The sequence below is a fragment of the Glycomyces artemisiae genome (assembly GCF_003002955.1).
Classification (GTDB): Bacteria; Actinomycetota; Actinomycetes; order Mycobacteriales; family Micromonosporaceae; genus Glycomyces; species Glycomyces artemisiae.
Map to the genome: position 1 here is coordinate 862,901 of NZ_PVTJ01000002.1, position 17,603 is coordinate 880,503.

The 17,603-nt window shown below is 70.9% G+C and carries 14 protein-coding genes; 10 read left to right on the forward strand and 4 right to left on the reverse strand.

The genetic code is table 11. The annotated features are described in order from the left end of the window. Position 1: 1 nt before the first annotated feature. Positions 2 to 607, forward strand: coding sequence for a GAF domain-containing protein (locus tag B0I28_RS08570; RefSeq protein WP_106363345.1), 606 nt, complete (start codon positions 2 to 4; stop codon positions 605 to 607). Positions 608 to 675: 68 nt separating this feature from the next. Here B0I28_RS08570 and B0I28_RS08575 read toward each other — a convergent pair whose 3' ends face one another. Then, positions 676 to 1,872 carry an acyl-CoA dehydrogenase family protein gene (locus B0I28_RS08575; RefSeq protein WP_219926629.1) on the reverse strand — a complete coding sequence of 399 codons (1,197 nt, stop codon included), beginning with the start codon at positions 1,870 to 1,872 and terminating at the stop codon, positions 676 to 678. Between the two features lie 360 nt (positions 1,873 to 2,232). Between B0I28_RS08575 and B0I28_RS08580 the strand changes: the two genes are divergently transcribed. From B0I28_RS08580 to B0I28_RS08590, 3 genes are all read left to right on the forward strand, one after another. Then, entirely contained in the window at positions 2,233 to 3,951 is a 1,719-nt protein-coding gene (locus B0I28_RS08580) for a bifunctional metallophosphatase/5'-nucleotidase (protein ID WP_219926630.1), read from the forward strand. A 151-nt stretch (positions 3,952 to 4,102) separates the two neighbouring features. Continuing rightward, the gene (locus B0I28_RS08585) at positions 4,103 to 4,891 is read left to right on the forward strand and encodes a Bax inhibitor-1/YccA family protein (RefSeq protein ID WP_181245700.1); all 789 of its coding nucleotides are present in this window, start codon (positions 4,103 to 4,105) and stop codon (positions 4,889 to 4,891) included. A 5-nt stretch (positions 4,892 to 4,896) separates the two neighbouring features. Beyond that, entirely contained in the window at positions 4,897 to 5,196 is a 300-nt protein-coding gene (locus B0I28_RS08590; RefSeq protein WP_106363348.1) for a hypothetical protein, read from the forward strand. Here the strand turns inward: B0I28_RS08590 and B0I28_RS08595 are convergent. Continuing rightward, a complete protein-coding gene (locus tag B0I28_RS08595; RefSeq protein WP_106363349.1) occupies positions 5,193 to 7,274 on the reverse strand; it encodes an FUSC family protein in 2,082 nt (693 codons plus the stop codon). The two genes, B0I28_RS08590 and B0I28_RS08595, sit on opposite strands and share 4 nt — an antisense overlap. Before the next feature lie 57 nt (positions 7,275 to 7,331). On the opposite strand from B0I28_RS08595, the gene guaA reads away from it, so the two are divergent. Then, positions 7,332 to 8,876 carry a glutamine-hydrolyzing GMP synthase gene (gene guaA / locus B0I28_RS08600; protein WP_106363350.1) on the forward strand — a complete coding sequence of 515 codons (1,545 nt, stop codon included), beginning with the start codon at positions 7,332 to 7,334 and terminating at the stop codon, positions 8,874 to 8,876. Between the two features lie 31 nt (positions 8,877 to 8,907). Beyond that, positions 8,908 to 9,828: an NUDIX hydrolase gene (locus B0I28_RS08605; protein ID WP_106363351.1), complete on the forward strand. Its 921-nt coding sequence runs from the start codon at positions 8,908 to 8,910 to the stop codon at positions 9,826 to 9,828. Here B0I28_RS08605 and B0I28_RS08610 read toward each other — a convergent pair. Then, complete coding sequence (locus B0I28_RS08610) at positions 9,825 to 11,075, reverse strand: phosphatidylserine decarboxylase (protein WP_106363352.1); 1,251 nt, start codon at positions 11,073 to 11,075, stop codon at positions 9,825 to 9,827. The genes B0I28_RS08605 and B0I28_RS08610 overlap by 4 nt on opposite strands. 222 nt (positions 11,076 to 11,297) lie before the next feature. Between B0I28_RS08610 and B0I28_RS08615 the strand changes: the two genes are divergently transcribed. The 4 genes from B0I28_RS08615 to pcrA all read left to right on the forward strand — a co-directional run bounded on the left by B0I28_RS08615 (position 11,298) and on the right by pcrA (position 16,730). Then, a complete protein-coding gene (locus tag B0I28_RS08615; RefSeq protein ID WP_106363353.1) occupies positions 11,298 to 12,416 on the forward strand; it encodes a Cys-Gln thioester bond-forming surface protein in 1,119 nt (372 codons plus the stop codon). A gap of 404 nt (positions 12,417 to 12,820) precedes the next feature. Next, positions 12,821 to 13,933, forward strand: coding sequence for a Cys-Gln thioester bond-forming surface protein (locus tag B0I28_RS08620; RefSeq protein WP_106363354.1), 1,113 nt, complete (start codon positions 12,821 to 12,823; stop codon positions 13,931 to 13,933). Positions 13,934 to 14,186: 253 nt separating this feature from the next. Then, positions 14,187 to 14,450, forward strand: a complete 264-nt coding sequence (locus B0I28_RS08625; RefSeq protein WP_106363355.1) for a chorismate mutase — start codon at positions 14,187 to 14,189, stop codon at positions 14,448 to 14,450. A gap of 54 nt (positions 14,451 to 14,504) precedes the next feature. Next, positions 14,505 to 16,730, forward strand: coding sequence for a DNA helicase PcrA (gene pcrA / locus B0I28_RS08630; RefSeq protein WP_106363356.1), 2,226 nt, complete (start codon positions 14,505 to 14,507; stop codon positions 16,728 to 16,730). Here pcrA and B0I28_RS26855 read toward each other — a convergent pair. Next, positions 16,727 to 17,515 (reverse strand): M23 family metallopeptidase, encoded by a 789-nt coding sequence (locus tag B0I28_RS26855; protein ID WP_219926631.1) that lies wholly within the window; start codon positions 17,513 to 17,515, stop codon positions 16,727 to 16,729. The two genes, pcrA and B0I28_RS26855, sit on opposite strands and share 4 nt — an antisense overlap. Between the last annotated feature and the right edge of the window lie 88 nt (positions 17,516 to 17,603).

Genomic DNA, 17,603 nt, shown 5'->3' on the forward strand with positions numbered 1-17,603 from the left:
AATGTCCATGTCCGAGAACGAGTTCCGTCTCACGATCACGCCCGACGACCCGGGCGCAAAAGAACGGGTCGAACGCCTGCGCAAACTCGGGATCGGCGACCTGCCGGACCCCGAGTTCGATTCGCTCGCCAAGGAGCTCACCGAGCTCACGGGCGCGCCCTACGCGATGGTGAACTTCATCGACGAGGACCGCCAGTACTTCGCAGGGCTGGCGGCCCCGGACGCGACCGCCGGGAACCAGGCCGTCGTGGGCGCGGGGGAGGCGGTCGAGGTGGGCCGCGAGATGGACCGCGACCACGGGTACTGCCCGCACGTGGTGGTCCGCGGCAAGGCGCTCGTGCTCGGCGACGTGTGCGACTACCCGAGGTTCGCGGGGAACCCGGTGGTCGACAAGATCGGCATCCGCTCCTACCTGGGGGCGCCGCTCATCGACGACGACGGCAACACCCTCGGGACGGTGTGCGTGGTCGACACCGAGACGCACGACTGGGGCCGTCCGGGCCTGGACATCATCAAGGGCATGGCCGCCAAGGTGATGGACCGCATCCGCGAGCGCAACGAGGCCGAGCGCGACCCGTACGGGGGCGACAACCCTCTTCAGGGGTGAACAGCAGAGGAGGCGGCCGAAGCCGCCTCCTCTTCCACCATCCGGCCGATCCCTCCGGAAGGTGAGCGCTAACCCCTCGCCGTGACCGTCCCGGCCGCGATGCGCTCGGACCACTGGCCCTTGGTCCGTCCCATCGCGGCCTCGGCCAATCGGAGCCGCTGCACGTCGGAGGTGCCCGCCGGCGCGTATATGTGGTACGCGTCCCGCAGGAACCGCTCGACGGGGCGCTCGGTGGTGAGGCCGATGCCGGCGTGGATCTCCATGGCCTCGCGCGCCGAGTCGAGCGAGGACTCGACGTTGACGAGCTTGGCGTTCATCAGCTCGATGTCGCAGGGCACGCCCTGGTCGAGCAGGTGCGCGGCGTGGTAGGCGGTGATGCGGGCGGTCATGAGCCGCGAGGTGATCTGCCCGATTTTCTGCTTGATGTTGTCGAGTTCGGCGATGGGCTTGCCGTACAGCTCGCGCTCCGTGGCGTACTTGACGGTCTCGTCGAGGATCGCCTGGTGGATGCCGAGTGCGACGGCGGTGAGGTTGGCCCGGCCGTAGAGGATCGACGAGGAGTAGGCGACGGCGAGGCCGTCCCCCTCGTCGCCGAGGCGGTTGGCGGCGGGGATGCGGCAGTTCTCGAAGAGCAGCTCCCCGAAGGAGAAGCCGTGGAGGCCCATCGTGGACTGCTGCGGGGCGACGGCGAACCCGGGCCGGTCCGATTCGACGAGGAAGGCCGTGAGCCCCTTGGGGCCCAGGCCGGTCCGCACGACCACGCCGTGGAGGTCGCCGACGTGGCTGTTGCCGACGAACACCTTGTGGCCGTTGAGGATGTAGTCGTCGCCGTCGCGGACGGCCCTGGCGCGCATGCCGAGGACGTGGCCGCCCGAGGCGGTCTCGGTGACGGCGATGGTGGGGAGGCAGGACCCGTCGGCGACCTTGGGGAGCCAGGTCTTCTTCTGCTCATCGGATCCGAAGTGGAGGATCTTGGCGACCCCGAGCTGGGAGGCCTGGACCATCGCGCCCATGGCGCCGGAGACGCGGGCGAGCTCCTCGATGATGATGGTCTTCGCCAAGTGGCCCATGCCCATGCCGCCGTACTCGGTCGGCACGGTGACGCCGAGCCAGCCCTGCGCTGCGATGCGCCGGGACAGCCCGGTGTGGACGGTCTTCGTGGATTCCATTTCGGGGATGTGCGGGCGCACTTCGCTTTCGGCGAAGGCCCGCACCCGGGCTCTGAGGGCGTCATGCTGTTCGGTCGTGAAGTAGCCGGTCGTCAACGGGTAACCCCCCTGTGGGCGTGTCGCTCGTCGATGTCCGCACGTTGGTGCGGTGGTCCCCACCAAGTGACAAGCTGTATATGCGAAATGTTCTCGCAGTGACTGTAGCAACGCGAGTCGCATGGGGCAAGCGTCAGCAAAGTGGACGTAAGCCGGTTACGTGGCGGTAACGAACCGTTGGGGCCCAACGAAACCAAATAATCCCAAATCCCGGGAGTGAGGGTGTGCGAACGGTGACCGCGTGCTACGTTGCTGCACCTTCGCCGAGCCGTTATGCTGCGTTGACTCGCGGGCAATCGTCCCATGATTGGATCTGGGGTGTCTGCCCTGCCCATCGACCCCCCATCCGTACGGAGAGCCATGTTCAACTTCAAACGCCGCGCCGTCGCGGCGGCAGGAGCGCTCGCCCTCGCGGCGACCACGCTCGCGGTCGGCGGCTGGTCCTTCGGGCCCGGCCACGGCAACGGCCACGGCCGCGAGGTCGACCTCCAGCTGCTGGCGATCAACGACTTCCACGGCAACATCGAAGCCGCCTCCAGCCTCACCTGGCCCGGCCACACCGAGCCGGTCGGCGGCGCCGAGTACCTCGCCACCCACCTGGAGCAGGCCCGCGAAGGCGAGCGCTACTCCACCACCGTGGCCGCCGGCGACCTCATCGGCGCCAGCCCCTTCATGTCCGCGGTCTTCCAGGACGAGCCGACCATCGAGTCCCTCAACGCCATGGGCGTCGAGGTCTCCTCCGTCGGCAATCACGAGTTCGACGACGGCTTCGAGGAACTCAACCGCATCATCGACGGCGACGAGGACTTCGAAGGCGCCGACTTCCCCTACCTCGGCGCGAACGTCGTCGACGAGACCACCGGGCAGCCCGTCCTCGACCCCTACTGGGTCAAGAACTTCGGCGGCGGCGTCAAGGTCGGCTTCATCGGCATGACCCTCGAAGGCACCGGCGACATCGTCTCCAAGTCCGGCATCGAGGGCCTCGTCTTCAAGGACGAGGTCGAGACCGCCAACAAGTACGCCCGCGAGCTCAAGCGCCAGGGCGTCAACGCGATCGTGGTCCTCCTCCACGAAGGCGGCGTCCCCGTCGCCGAGGACACCGGCCACGACTGCGAGTCCGCCGACGGCACCGCCACCGGCATGTCCGGCCCGATCGTGGACATCGCCGAGACCATGACCCCGCTCGTCGACGTGCTCGTCACCGGCCACACCCACCAGGAGTACGTCTGCTCGGTGCCCGACCCGAACGGCAACCCGCGCCTGGTCACCTCCGCGTCCAACTACGGCCGCGTCTTCACCGAGATCGACGCCACGTACGACAAGCGCACCAAGGACATCGTGCGCTCCACCGTCGTCGGCTCCAACACGGTCGTCACCCGCGACGTCGACCCCGACGAGGACCAGACCGCGATCCTCGACCATTACGGGCCCCTCGCGGCCGAGGCCGGGGGCCGCGTCGTCGGCTACATCGCCGAGGACATCAAGCGGGGCGCCACGAGGGCGGAGGAGTTCCCGCTCGGGAGCCTCATCGCCGACGCGCAGCTGTGGGACACCTCCAGTGCGGAGACCGGGGGCGCGGAGATCGCGTTCATGAACCCGGGCGGCGTCAGAGCCGACCTGCTGTACGCGCAGGGGACGCCCGGCGAGGCGACCTACGCGGAGGTGTTCACCGTGCAGCCCTTCGCGAACTACGTGGTGACCCTCGACCTGACGGGCGCGCAGATCCTCCAGGCCCTGCAACAGCAGCTCCCGAGTGAAGGCCGCTCCACGACCCTGGTCCTCCAGGTCTCCGAGGGCTTCACCTACACCTGGGACAAGACCAAGACCGGCACTGACCAGATCGTCGCCGACTCGCTGTCGCTCAACGGCGAGCCGATCGTCGCCGACCAGGTCTACCGCGTCACCGTCAACTCCTTCCTCGCCGACGGCGGCGACTCCTTCGCCGCGTTCGCCGAGGGCGAGAACCGCCTCTTCGGGGCGCTCGACGTCGACGCGTTCGAGGACTACATCACCGAGTTCGGCACCAGCGCGGCGCCGCTGGAGGCCCCCGAGCTCGGTCGCATCACGGTCGTCAAGTAGTTCCTGAGCACATTCACAGGCGGCGGGGGCGGAATGCCCCCGCCGCTTCTCGTATTCCCAGCCCGTACCGGATAGTCTGGTACCACCCTGAACATTCGACGGAGGACCGCAGGTCATGGCAATCCAGAGCAGGAACTCATCCCTACGGAACATGGTGAAGACCCAGTACGGCGAGCAGCAGCACATGGGTGCCGCCTACGGGCCTTACGGGCAGATGACGCAGGCCCCGCAGGTCCAGACCATGACGATCGACAACGTCATCGTCCGCACCGTCGCCCTCGTCGGCGCGACCTTCGTGGCCGCGCTCGTCACCTTCGGCCTCGTCGCAGAGGGCATCCAGACCGGCGACAGCGCCTCCCTCGGCACCGCCTCGATGCTCTCCATCGTCGGCACGGTCATCAGCCTCGGCGTCATCATCTTCTCGATGTTCAAGCCGGTCACGAACCCGTTCGTGGCCTTCGCGTACGCGATCGGCCAGGGCTTCGTCCTCGGCGGCGTCTCCGCCGTGTTCGAGGCCCGGTTCGAGGGCATCGTCGTGAACGCGCTCGTCGCGACCATCCTCGTGTTCTTCGGGATGCTCGCGCTCTACAAGTTCCGCATCCTCAAGAACTCGCCGGTGTTCACCAAGGTCATGGTCGGCGCGGGCTTCGGCATCTTCGGCCTGCTCATGGTCAACCTGGTCGCGGGCCTCTTCGGGGTCAACCTCGGCCTGTTCGCCCCCGCGGGCGGCGACCCGAACGCCCTCCAGTGGATCATCGCCATCGGCATCACCCTCTGGGCCGCGTTCTCCTTCATCCTCGACTTCGACATGATCGAGTGGTCGGCGAACAACGGCGCCCCGAAGAAGTACGCGTGGGCCGGGGCCTTCGGCCTCACCGCGGGCCTCATCTTCCTGTACTGGAACCTGCTGCGCCTGCTGTCCTACTTCCAAGGCGAGTAACGGTTTTGAGCTCCGACATCGAGCGGGCGATCGGGCGCGTCGTCGAAGGCACGCGCCACTGGTCGCCCGCTCGCTGGTCTCCGCGGGCCGACGCGATGCACGCCCTCGTGCAGGAGATCGCCGACCTCGCCGCCGACGCGGAGGACCGCCCCCGCCGTCCCGTTCCGCGCCTCCCCAACGACCTGCACCTGCCCGACCAGCTCCAGGTCGTCGGGCTCGACCTCATCGAGCTCGAACCCCTTGCGCCGCAGCGGCAGGAAGCCGCCGAGCGCGCGATAGCCCAAGCCCGCGCGGCCCTGTTCTAGTCGACCCAGCCGGTCATGACGTGCGCCGCGTCGTCGAGGGCGTCCACGAGGTTGTCCGACTCCCAGCGGAGCACGTTGCGCCGCGTGCGGGTCCCGCGGTCCTCAATGGCGCCAAGGGCTCTGTCGAGCCGCTCGGTGGCGTCGCTCAGGTCCACGCCGCGCGGCGGCGCCGCGTTCCGCGCGAGGGCCGCCAGCCGCATGTAGGCCGCGTCCAGCGCGTCCGCGAACTCGTCGACGCAGCCCAGGCCCGGCGCGTCCTCCTCGCGGCCGAGGGTCGCGTTCACCGCGACCAGGGCCCGAGCGGCCCGCGACAGAGCCGCCTCCGCGCCGAGCACGTCTCCTGACAAGGGTCCCGGGCCGCCGATCGGCTCCGCCTTCGCCTGGTCCGCGGCCTGCGTGAGCGCGGCCCGGCGGGCCCGCACCTGGTCGATCGCGGCGTGCATCGTCTTGCGGTCGTAGTCGTCCGGGTGGGCCTGGCGGTCCAGGACCAGGCGCGCGTAGTCGCGGTAGGCGTCCACGAGGTCCCCGAGGAGGTCGCCGAGGCGCCGGGTCTGCCACGTCGGGACCAGCACGTAGAAGCCGATCGCGAGCGCCGCGCCCACGAGCGTGCAGGCGCCCCGGTCGAGGGCCGCCGACAGCGGGTTCTCGCCGGTGAGGTCGATCTGGAACACCGTGAACCCCGAGACCGCCGCGGTGAACACGAGCATCGACACCGGCCGCATCAGGTACGCGAGCAGCGCGCACACGAGGATCGTCAGGCTGATCCACACCTGCCCCTGCGGGATCAGGAGCCCGAGAAGCGAGGCGAGGACGACGCCGCCGGTCGTCCCGGCCGCGCGGGTCACGCCGCGGGTGAGCGTCCCCGAGAAGTCCGCTTGCAGGACCAGCCACGCGGTCAAGGGGATCCAGTAGCCGTGGCCGGTGGGCCACAGCAGGCCGATGGTCATCGCGAGCGCGATGACCCCGGCGCGGCGCAGCGCGTGGTGGACGACCGGATCGTGCCGGTGGAGGCGGGCGCGCAGCTGCCCGGCCGCCTGGCGCACGGTCGAAGTGGCATGCGCGAGCGCGGGATCGGCGACCACGGAGTCGCCGCCGGAGGTGATGCGCTCGGCGAACCCGCCGGTCTCGTGGAGGGTGCGCAGGAGCCCGCCGATCTCGGTGGGCATCGTGCCCGTCGCGGTCGCCATCGGGTTCTGCGAGAGGCCCGCGAGGAGGTCGTCCCAGTCGAGCTCGGCGGGGCGGCGCGCGGTGATCCGGCCCGCGAAGTGGGTGAGGAGCCGCGCGGCCATCTCCAGCGCCTCGGAGTAGAACGCGACGGTGTCGCGGTCCTGCGCGTCGGCGCGGGCCCGCGCGGAGGCGGTGCGGCCGATCGCGGCCGAGACGGCGTAGATCTGGCGGCGCGCGTCGAGGATCGCGGCGGGCAGGACCCGGCGCCGGTCGAGTTCGCGCGCGGCCTCGTGGAGGGCCTCGGTGTCGAAGGGCGCGTCCGGGTTCGAGGCGAGCGCCTCCGCTTCGGCGGCGAGCGCGAGCCACGCCTCGGCGAGGGTGCGCCGGTCCTCGGCCCACCGGAAGTACGGCGGCAGCAGCGCCATGAGTGCCTGGAGCGTCCCGCCGGCGAGGACCGCGATCGCGGCGACGTGCGGCGTCGTCCCGACGGTGATGTGCTCGGCGAGGAAGAACATGATGCCGGAGACGGTGAACGTCACGCCCGCGACGTGCGTCACCGAGCCGGTGAACGTCAGCGTGAACGCGTACACCGCGGCGGCGGCCACCAGCAGCGCCGGGTTGTCGATCGCGCCGAGGACGACCCCGAGGGCACCGGCGAAGCCGACGAGCAGCGGCAGCGAGGGCCCGGTCCGCGTCCCGGGCGTGAGCAGCGCGACTCCGCCGAGCCATGCGCCCATGATCGCGGCCTGCCCCCAGCCCGGGTGCCCGAGGAGCGCGACGGCGGCCATCGCGACGGCGATCCCGCAGGCCGCGCGCACGGCGAGCACCGGCGCGGCCTCGCCTGGGGTCCACGACTTCAGGTCGTCGCCGACCCGGCGGACCGACTCGTCGACGCCCGGGTTGTTGAGCACGTCAAAAGGGTAGCCGCGCCTACGGGTGTGAGGACCGCTACCGGTTACGCTGGTGGCATGCGACAAACGGTGCTGGTGGTCGACTTCGGGGCCCAATACGCGCAGCTCATCGCTCGCCGCGTCCGGGAGGCCCACGTCTACTCGGAGATCGTCCCGTCCTCGATGCCCGCGGAGGAGATGCTCGCGAAGGAGCCCGCGGCGATCATCCTGTCGGGCGGGCCTTCGAGCGTGTACGCCGAGGGCGCCCCGCAGGTGGACCCGGCGCTGTTCGCGGCCGGGGTGCCGGTGCTGGGGATCTGCTACGGGTTCCAGGCGATGGCGAAGGCCCTGGGCGGGACGGTCGCGAAGACCGGCCTGTCGGAGTACGGCGGGACCGAGCTCGACGTGCTGTGCGCGTCGAAGCTCCTCGACGGGCTGCCCGAGCACCAGTCGGTGTGGATGAGCCACGGCGACTCGGTGACCGAGGCCCCCGCGGGCTTCGAGGTCGTCGCGCGCACGGGCGGCGCCCCGGTGGCGGCGTTCGAGAACCTGGAGTCGCGGCTCGCGGGCGTCCAGTACCACCCGGAGGTCGCGCACACCCCGCACGGCCAGGCCGTGATCCGGCACTTCCTGCACGACATCGCCGGGATCAAGCCGAACTGGACGAACTCGGCGATCATCGACGAGCAGGTCGCGGCCATCAAGGCGCAGGTCGGCGACAAGCGGGTCCTGTGCGCGCTGTCGGGCGGCGTGGACTCCTCGGTCGCGGCGGCGCTCGTGCACCGGGCCGTCGGCGACCAGCTCACGTGCGTGTTCGTGGACCACGGGCTGCTGCGCGCGGGCGAGGCCGAGCAGGTCGAGAAGGACTACGCGCAGCTCACCGGCATCGACGTGCGCACCGTGGACGCCTCGGAGCAGTTCCTCACCGCCCTGAAGGGCGTCACGGACCCCGAGGAGAAGCGGAAGATCATCGGCCGCGAGTTCATCCGCACCTTCGAGGCCGCGGCGCGCGGGCTCGCCGAGGAGCAGGGCGTCGACTTCCTCGTGCAGGGGACCCTGTACCCGGACGTGGTCGAGTCCGGAGGCGGCACCGGCACCGCGAACATCAAGAGCCACCACAACGTCGGCGGGCTCCCCGACGACCTCCAGTTCGCGCTGGTCGAGCCGCTGCGGACCCTCTTCAAGGACGAGGTCCGGGCGATCGGCCTGGAGCTGGGCCTGCCCGAGGCGATGATCTGGCGCCACCCGTTCCCCGGCCCCGGCCTGGGCATCCGCATTGTCGGTGAGGTCACGAAGGAGCGCCTCGACCTGCTCAAGGCCGCCGACGCGATCGCCCGCGCCGAGCTGACCGCCGCAGGGCTCGACCGGTCCGTGTGGCAGTTCCCGGTGGTGCTCCTCGCCGACGTCAGGTCCGTGGGCGTCCAGGGCGACGGCCGCACCTACGGCCACCCGGTCGTGCTGCGCCCGGTCTCGTCCGAGGACGCGATGACCGCGGACTGGTCGCGCCTGCCCTACGAGCTGCTCGCGAAGATCTCCACCCGGATCACCAACGAGGTCGCCGACGTCAACCGCGTCGTGCTCGATGTCACCTCGAAGCCCCCGGGCACGATCGAATGGGAGTAGTCGCCACGTGAACACGCCGTACAGTTGAGGGATGCAATTCCGGATAGCTGCGTACGGGGAGGTACGTGACGAGAACGGCCTGGTCCTGCTGACGCGCCGGAAGCGCGCGGGGAGAGATGCGGGGCCGTGGCACCTGCCGGGCGGGGTCATCGACCACGGCGAGCCCCCGAAGCGGGCCGCCGGGCGGCTCGTGGGGGAGCACACCGGCTACGAGGTGACCGTGGGGCGGCCCCTGGAGGCCGTCGCGGTCGCCCGCCGCGGCGTCCACACGAACGCGATCATCTACGCCGCCGACGTCAAGAGCGGGCCCGCCGGCGATTTCGCAGGTGAGGCCGCTGAGTGGATCGACCCGGCCCGCGCCGCCGGGGAGGCCCACTCGCCGTTCGTGTCGGCGGCCCTCGGGCTCGCCGACGACCGGCTCGCCGGGCGCGTCGACAAGGCCCCGCAGGAGACCCGGCCCGTCCCGCCCGCGAAGGCCAAGAAGGGCCGCAGGCGCCGCGGCCAGCGCTTCGGCGCGTACGGGGTCGTCGCCGACGTCGACGGCCGCATCCTCCTGGCCCGGATCGCCGAGGGCTACCCCGGCGGCGGGACCTGGCACCTGCCCGGCGGCGGCGTGGACTTCGGGGAGTCCCCGGAGGCCGCGGTCGCGCGGGAGATCTACGAGGAGACCGGGCAGGACGCCCTGGTCGGCGGGCTGCTGAACGTCACGTCGTTCCGGCACCGCCGCGCGATCGGCCCCGAGGGGTACCCGCTGGACTGGCACGGCGTGCGCGCGATCTACTCGGCCACCGTGCCCGACCCGTCGGCCGCGCAGGTCGTGGAGGCCGCGGGCGGGTCGACGAGCGAGTCGCGCTGGTGGGACGCCGAGGCCCTCGACGACCTGCCGCTGTCGGCGGCCGTCGAGGACGCGCTCCAGGTCGTGGACCTGAAGAATCTCGCGGCGCAGGCTTAGCGCCAGCGCGCGATGACCGTTTCCCCTGCTCTGACCGGGTCGCCGGGGACGACTGCCGCTTCGGCGGCTCCGGCGGGGAGGTACACGTCGGTGCGGGAGCCGAAGCGGATGAGGCCGTAGCGCTCGCCCTTGGCGAGGGACGCGCCGGGTTTGGTGCGGTTGACGATGCGGCGCAGGACCGCGCCGGTGCGCTGGGCGACGACGACGCGGCCGCGGCGGGTCGCGACGACGGTGTAGCAGGCGGCGTTGTGCTCGGCTTCGGGGGCGGAGACCTTCGCGTAGCCGCCGCGCTCGGTGAACACGTCGACGACCTCGCCCGCGACGGGGGAGCGGTTGATGTGCACGTCGGTGATCGACAGGTACGCGGCGATGCGGAGCCATTCGGCCCCGGCGGCGCCGGTGGCGGCGCCGAAGCGCTCGTCGACGACGGTCTCGACGGCCATGATGCGGCCGTCGGAGGCGGCGAGCACCGCTTCGGGCTCGTCGTCTTCGCCGCGGAGATCGGCCTCGCGCACAGGGTCGCGGAAGAACGCGGCGACGGGGGCGGCGGCGAGCGCGGGCAGGAGCCAGGCCTTCGAGGAGGGCCGGATCTTCTTGGCGGCCCAGGCGGTGCCGAGGAGGAGCCCGGCGGCGATGACGCCGTTGGAGTCGAGGTGGGTGCTCGGGGTGATCGCGACGGAGGAGGCGCGCCAGGCGGGGGCGAGGTCCTCGGCGGGGGCGATGGCGCGGGGCTCGCCGTCGTGCTTGGACGCGGAGCCGATGCGGAGCTTGTGGATGCGGACGGGCGGGAGGGATCTGACGATCAGGTCGGTGCCGATGCCGTAGTCGGCGACCAGTTCGGCGATCTCCTCGCGCGCGGGCGCGGTGAGGGTGGCGGCGAAGGACAGGACCCCGCCGGGGGCGACCTTCTCGCGCAGGAGGGCGATGCGGTCGATGAACGCCTCGGCCTCGACGGTGACGGCCTCGGCGAGCATGACCTCCTCGGCGGGCTCGGCTTCGCTGAGGTCCGCGACGGCGGTGACGTTCCCGGCGGTCCAGGAGCCCTCGGCGGCCAGCGACGCGCTGAGGTCCTCAATGGAGGTCCGGTCGGCGACGACGGTGAGCCGGTCGGCGGGCATGAGCGCTTCGAGCGCGGCCGTCAGCACCGGGTTCCCCCAGGACGCGCCCACGACCAGCCCGGTCTTGGGGCCCCTCCGCCGGGCGAATTCGTCGGTGATGCCGCGAGCGGCGGCTTTCGAGATCGGCATGACTCCGACTATAGAGCGCGCCGCGGGGTGCTCCGGCCCCTGCTTGCGTGTTGCGGAAGTGCCGTGAGCGGCCCTTGCCCCGATTCGTCCTCGTACTTTCGGAGGATTCTCCACATCGTTCGGTGGAGTGGCCGCGCCCGCCGGAGCGGGGGCCTCGTTTCCCTCAGTGACAGGCGCCGCGGCCGCTCACCTCACGTCCACTCCCAGGAGGACCGAATCACGATGAGACGCAACACGATCCGCACTCCGCTCGCCGCCGCCGCGGTCATGGCCGCCGTCCTCACCGGCGGGCCCGTCTTCGCGCAGGAGGAGCCTGCGCCGATCACCGGCGACCCCGTCGCCGAGCCGGGCCTGGAGCTGCGCGGCCGCCTCGACGGCGACCGGTACGACGTGTGGGCCAACGTCCTCGGGCTCACGCCGCGCGGCGCCGAGGAGACCTACACCGTCTACTGCATCGACATCCGCACCCCGCTCGACACCGAGTCCCCCTACCAGGAGGGGTACTGGGAGGAGTCGGGCGTCGCGAACCTCGAAGCGGTGCGGTGGGTCCTGTTCAACGGGTACCCGAACGTCGGCGCCGAGGACCTCATCGAGGACGCCGGCGGTGAGGTGAACCCCGACTGGACCGACGAGGAGGTCCTGAAGGTCGCCTACGCGGGCACGCAGGCCGCCGTCTGGCACTTCACCGACGACTGGGACCTGTTGGAGGACAACCCGGTCAAGGGCGGCAACAACGGCGAGGACGAGGCGGTCCTCGCGGTCTACGAGCACCTCACCGAGGAGCCCGGGCGCGTGCCCGACCCCTCCGAGTACATCGTGGACCTCGAAGGCGAGGAGGACGCCGCGTACGTCGACGGGCGCTTCGGCCCGTACACGGTGCGGTCCAACGCCGGCCCCGTCGAGCTCGAAGCCGACGGCGGCCGCCTGGAGAAGGAGAACGGCGACATCGTGGAGTCCCTCGACGACGGCGAGGAGTTCTGGATCGCCCTCGACGACGGCAGCAGCGAGATCACCGTGACCGGCACGGCCGCATACGACCTGCCGGTGGGCCGGGTGTTCCTGGCGACCACCGAGGCGTCCCTGTCGGGCGGCGCCGCGAACCGCGTCATCTCCGGCGACTCGCAGAAGCTCATCCTCGCGCAGCCGCGCGAAGGGGAGGTCCCCGCCGAGTGGCGCTTCGCGCTCGACGCGCCCACCGACCGGCCCTCCGAGGCCGGCGGCGCGCAGCTCCCCAAGACCGGCACCAGCCTCACCGTCGCGTTCGCGGCGGGCCTGGCGCTGCTCATCGGCGGCCTCACGGTCACCGTGCTCGCCAAGCGCCGCAAGACGACGGCGTACTAAGACGGCACTGACGCGGGCGGTCCCCCAGGCCGGACCCGCTGCCGCAGGAGCGATCCGGACCATCTCCGACCGGTCCGGCCGGGCGCGCTCCTCGGCTCTCCTTCAGCCCGGCGCATGGTGCGGCCGGAACCGGGGCAAGCGATCCGCCCCGGTTCCGGCCACTCGCGTGCGCACCACCGGCCACGGTGGTCGCCCCCCGTCACCGTCCTGATCGCACAGCGTGAGTCGATACCGAATCGTTATAGTGGCGCACCTCTCCGAGGTCGCGCCGCTTTCGTTGCCCCGCAAGCGATCCCCAGGTCACGGAATTCGAGCCCCCTGATGCAACCGGCGGGAGGCCGCTAACGTGTCGGAAGGAAGATTCAACGCGTCAATCCCTCGGAAAAGCAAAGGGACTTCTACCAATGATGAGCAAAGCCCTGAAAGGGACGTTCGCCGCTGCGGCGGGCGTCATGCTCGGCCTCAGCGGTGTCGCCGCAGCCCAAGCGCAGGACGAGGAACCCACCCCGTCGGGTGCGTCCGGCTCGATCGTCTTCGAGTCCGACGGCATCCGCCTGCACGGCAACCAGAACCCGCAGGCCGTCGTCATGGGCATCGACCTCGGTGACGGCGAAGCCCGCACCGTCTACTGCATCCAGATCGAAGTGGGCCTCGAAAGCGACCTGATCCACGCCGAGCGCCCCTGGGACTCGATCGAGCTCGACAACCCCGACGCCCTGCCGCTCGTGCTCGGCGTCCTCCTGGAGGGCTACAACGGCAACAACGCCGCCGACCTCCTCGCCGCCGCCGGCGTCGACGGCGAGACCATCGACCCGTTCTCGCAGGACGAGGTCGCCTACGCCGGCACCCAGGCCGCCATCTGGGAGCTCACCGACGGCTTCGAGATCAACGCCTCCGACCCCACTGAGGGCGAAGCCGGCGTCGACACCGCGGTCCTGGCCGTGCACGACTACCTCCTGGAGATCGCCGAGCCGGTCGACGAGCCCGACTTCGAGCCCTACTTCGAGGTCGACGACTCCGAGGCCGTCACCGACGGCACCAAGGTCGGCCCCTTCACCGTCTCCACCAACTTCGACGAGCTGACCTTCAGCCAGCCCGAGGGCGCCACCGTCGTCGACGAGAACGGCGACGAGGTCACCTCCTTCGCCGACGGCCAGACGTTCTACGTCGAGTTCGACGAGGCGGTCTCCGCCAGCGTCAAGCTCGTCACCGACTCGATCATCTGGACCACCCCCGCCGGGCGCACCTTCGTGCCCGTCGACGCCGAGGGCGCCGACGTCGTCGGCCAGCGCCTCATCCTCGCCGAGGAGCACTCCTCCGAGTACGCCGCCGAGCTCGAATTCGAGATCGTCGTCGAGGAGACCCCCTCCGAGTCGCCCAAGCCGCAGCTCCCCGTCACCGGCTCCAGCCTGACCACCGTCGCCTCCATCGGGGGCGCGGTCCTGGTCGCCGGCGTCATCGCGATGGTGCTCATGCGCCGCCGCGCCGCCCGCGCCGACTGGGGCTCGGACGCCTAGACGCCACGCCTGAACACCAGGCGAACACTGCGTTATGCGCCACACGCCCGCTGGTCCGACCGGCGGGCGTGTGGCATACTTGCGGCGTGACTCAGAGCGCGCGATTTTACTTTTACTACGGCACGGACCACCCGAGCCGTAGGTCGCGCTGAGCTCAGACCTACAGCCCCGGGCGGATCGCCCGGGGCTTTTTTCGTCGCCTAGGGCCACCGCCCGGACATCGATCCGCATCCGTTCGCAAGGAGAAGCCCTGATGGCCGCCACGACCGAAGTCACCACCGACGAGCTCGACAGCCTCCGCAAGGAGATCAACGGGCTCGACGACGAGCTCATCCGCCTCTGGCAGCGCCGCGCCGCCGTCTCGAAGCGCATCGGCGAGATCCGCATGGCCAACGGCGGCACCCGCCTCGTCCTCGACCGCGAGCGCGCCATCCTGGAGAAGTACCGCACGGCCCTCGGCGAGGACGGCGTCCAGATCGCGATGCTGGTCCTGCGAGCCGGCCGCGGACCGCTCTAAAGGGTGACGCCGCGCCGGTCGAGTGTCGTACCCGGCGCGGCATAATTGGCAGCGATGAACGACCTCCTGACCGGCCTCAACGAACCGCAACGCCAAGCCGTCGAGCACGCCGGATCGCCGCTGCTCATCGTGGCGGGCGCGGGCTCGGGCAAGACCCGCGTCCTCACCCACCGCATCGCCTACCTCCTGGGGGAGCGGGGCGTCCACCCGGGCGAGATCCTCGCGATCACCTTCACGAACAAGGCCGCCGCCGAGATGCGCGAACGCGTCGACGGCCTCATCGGGCCGCGCTCGCGGGCCATGTGGGTCCTCACGTTCCACTCCGCGTGCCTGCGCATCCTCCGCCGCGAAGCCCACCGGCTCGGCTGGAAGCAGTCCTTCACGATCTACGACACCGACGACGCCCGGCGGCTGCTCACCCAGATCGTCAAGGACCTCGGCCTCGACTCCAAGAAGCACTCGCCGCGCTGGCTCGCCGCCGAGATCTCCCGGCTCAAGAACGAGCTCGTCGGCCCCGACCAGGCCGCGTCCAGCGCCGACGACGCCCGCGCGAAGCTCGTCGCCGACGTCTACTCGCAGTACGACGAGCGGCTGCGCCTCGCGCAGGCCGTCGACTTCGACGACATCATCGGGTCCACCGTGCACCTGTTCCGGGCGTTCCCCGACGTCGCGAAGTCCTACCGGATGCGCTTCCGCCACGTCATGGTCGACGAGTACCAGGACACCAACCACGCCCAGTACACGCTCGTGCGCGAACTCGTCGGCACCGGCGACGACCGGGCCGAGCTGTGCGTGGTCGGCGACGCCGACCAGTCGATCTACGCGTTCCGCGGCGCCACGATCCGCAACATCATCGAGTTCGAGCGGGACTTCCCCGACGCGAAGACGATCCTGCTGGAGCAGAACTACCGGTCCACGCAGACGATCCTCGACGCCGCCAACGGCGTCATCCGCAACAACACCGAGCGCGGCCGCGAGAAGCGCCTGTGGAGCGACGAGGGCCCCGGCGGCCGCATCCTCGGGCACACCGGGGACAACGAGCACGACGAGGCCGCATGGGTCGCCGGGCGCATCGACGAGCTCGTCGACGCCGGGGACACCAGCTTCGGCGACACCGCGATCTTCTACCGCACCAACGCCCAGTCCCGCGCGTTCGAAGAAGTGTTCGTGCGCCGCGGCATCCCGTACAAGGTCGTCGGCGGCGTCCGCTTCTACGAGCGCAAAGAGGTCCGCGACATGCTCGCGTACCTCAAGCTCACGGCGAACCCCGACGACACGGTCTCGGCGATGCGCGTGGTGAACACGCCCAAGCGCGGCGTCGGCGACCGGGCCGTCGCGGAGGTCGAGGCGCTCGCGGCACGGCTGAAAGTGTCGTTCCCCGAGGCGCTGCACCGCGCCGACGAGTCCGCCGGGATCTCCGGGCGGGCCAGGCCCGGGATCAAGCGGTTCTGCGAGATCATCGACGCCGCAACGGAACTCGCGAAGACCGCGCCGCCGGAAGAGGTCCTCGACAAGCTCATCGCCGACACCGGGTACCTCGACGGGCTGGAGCAGTCCAAGGACCCGCAGGACGAGGGGCGCATCGAGAACCTCCAGGAGCTCGTCGCCGTGGCGCACGAGTTCACCGAGTCGGTGATGCGGGGGACGACGGACGACGACGAGCAGGACCTGGCGGCGGACGTGCCGTCGTTCCTGGAGCACGTCGCGCTCGTCTCCGACGCCGACTCGATCCCCGACCCCGAGTCGCAGGAGGGCGGGGTCGTCACGCTCATGACCCTCCACACCGCGAAGGGCCTGGAGTTCGACACGGTGTTCCTCACCGGGCTCGACGACGGCCTGTTCCCGCACGAGCGGTCCATGAGCAAACCCGGCGACATGGAGGAGGAGCGGCGCCTCGCGTACGTGGGCCTCACCAGGGCGCGCAAGCACCTGCACCTGACGCGGGCCGGGACCCGGAACGTCTTCGGGCAGCCGCAGTACTACGCGGCCAGCCGGTTCCTCGCCGAGATCCCCGGGGACCTCATCGAATGGTCCGAGTCCGCGCCGCCGCCGCGCGTCGTGAAGACGAAGGCGCCCTCGTTCGGGCAGCCGATCGTCATGCGCAATTCCGGCGATGTCCCCGTTCTGGACGTGGGTGACCGTGTCACGCACGACAAGTGGGGCCTCGGCCGCGTCGTCGAACTCAAAGGCTCGGGCCCGCGGGCCCAGGCGCGCATCGACTTCGGCGACGGCGAGCCGAAATGGGTGATCCTGCGCCTGGCCCCGGTGACGAAGCTCTAGCGCAGGTCCAGGCCCACACTCGACAGGTAGTTCAGCGGCTCCACCGGCTCCCCGTCCACGTGGACCTCGAAGTGGCAGTGGGAGCCGAAGGAGCGGCCGGTGTTCCCGGCCTCGGAGATCTGCTCGCCGCCGTCGACCCACTGGCCCTCGGAGACGACGATCTTCGAGTTGTGCGCGTAGTAGGTCTCGATGCCGCCGCCGTGGTCGATGACGACGAGGTTCCCGAACCCCGTCTCCCAGCCCGCGTGCTTCACGGTGCCCGGGTAGGCCGCGTAGACCGGGTCGCCGGTCTCGGCGTCGAAGTCGACGCCGTTGTGGTTGCGGCCCCAGCGCTGGCCGAACAGCGACGTGATCGTGATGTGGTCGAGCATCGGCCGCCACTTCACCTGCGCGTCCTGCGCGGTCACCGGCGAGACCCGCCCGGTCTCGGCCGCGGCGACGGTCTCGCCGGGAACGGATCCGGCCGGGACGGCCTCGCCTTCGGACGCGTTCGCGGGGAGCGCGTCCTCCGGGACGCTCGCCTCCGCGGCGAGCGCGGCGATGTCGCTCACGGCCCGCGACGGCGCGGGGTCCTCGCCCGAGGGCATCCCCGCGGCGGTCGCCATCGCGACGATGGAAGCGCCCGCCACTGCCGAGCCGACGACGGCGGTGTAGCGGCGCTGGGTCCCCGCCAGCAGCGGGGAGAGTTCTGCGGCCCACGAGGCGCGGTGCTGGCCCCTCGTGCGGTGCGGCCGGGCGGCGTGGCGCCGAATCGCTTGGGCGCCTACCGGTCCGGTGTCGGACAACGATTCCTCCGGGTCCGGAACTGACTCATCGGACGGGACGGCGGGCCGCAGTCGAGTGCGGGCTCCGGGGGGCCGTCCGTGAGCTTGG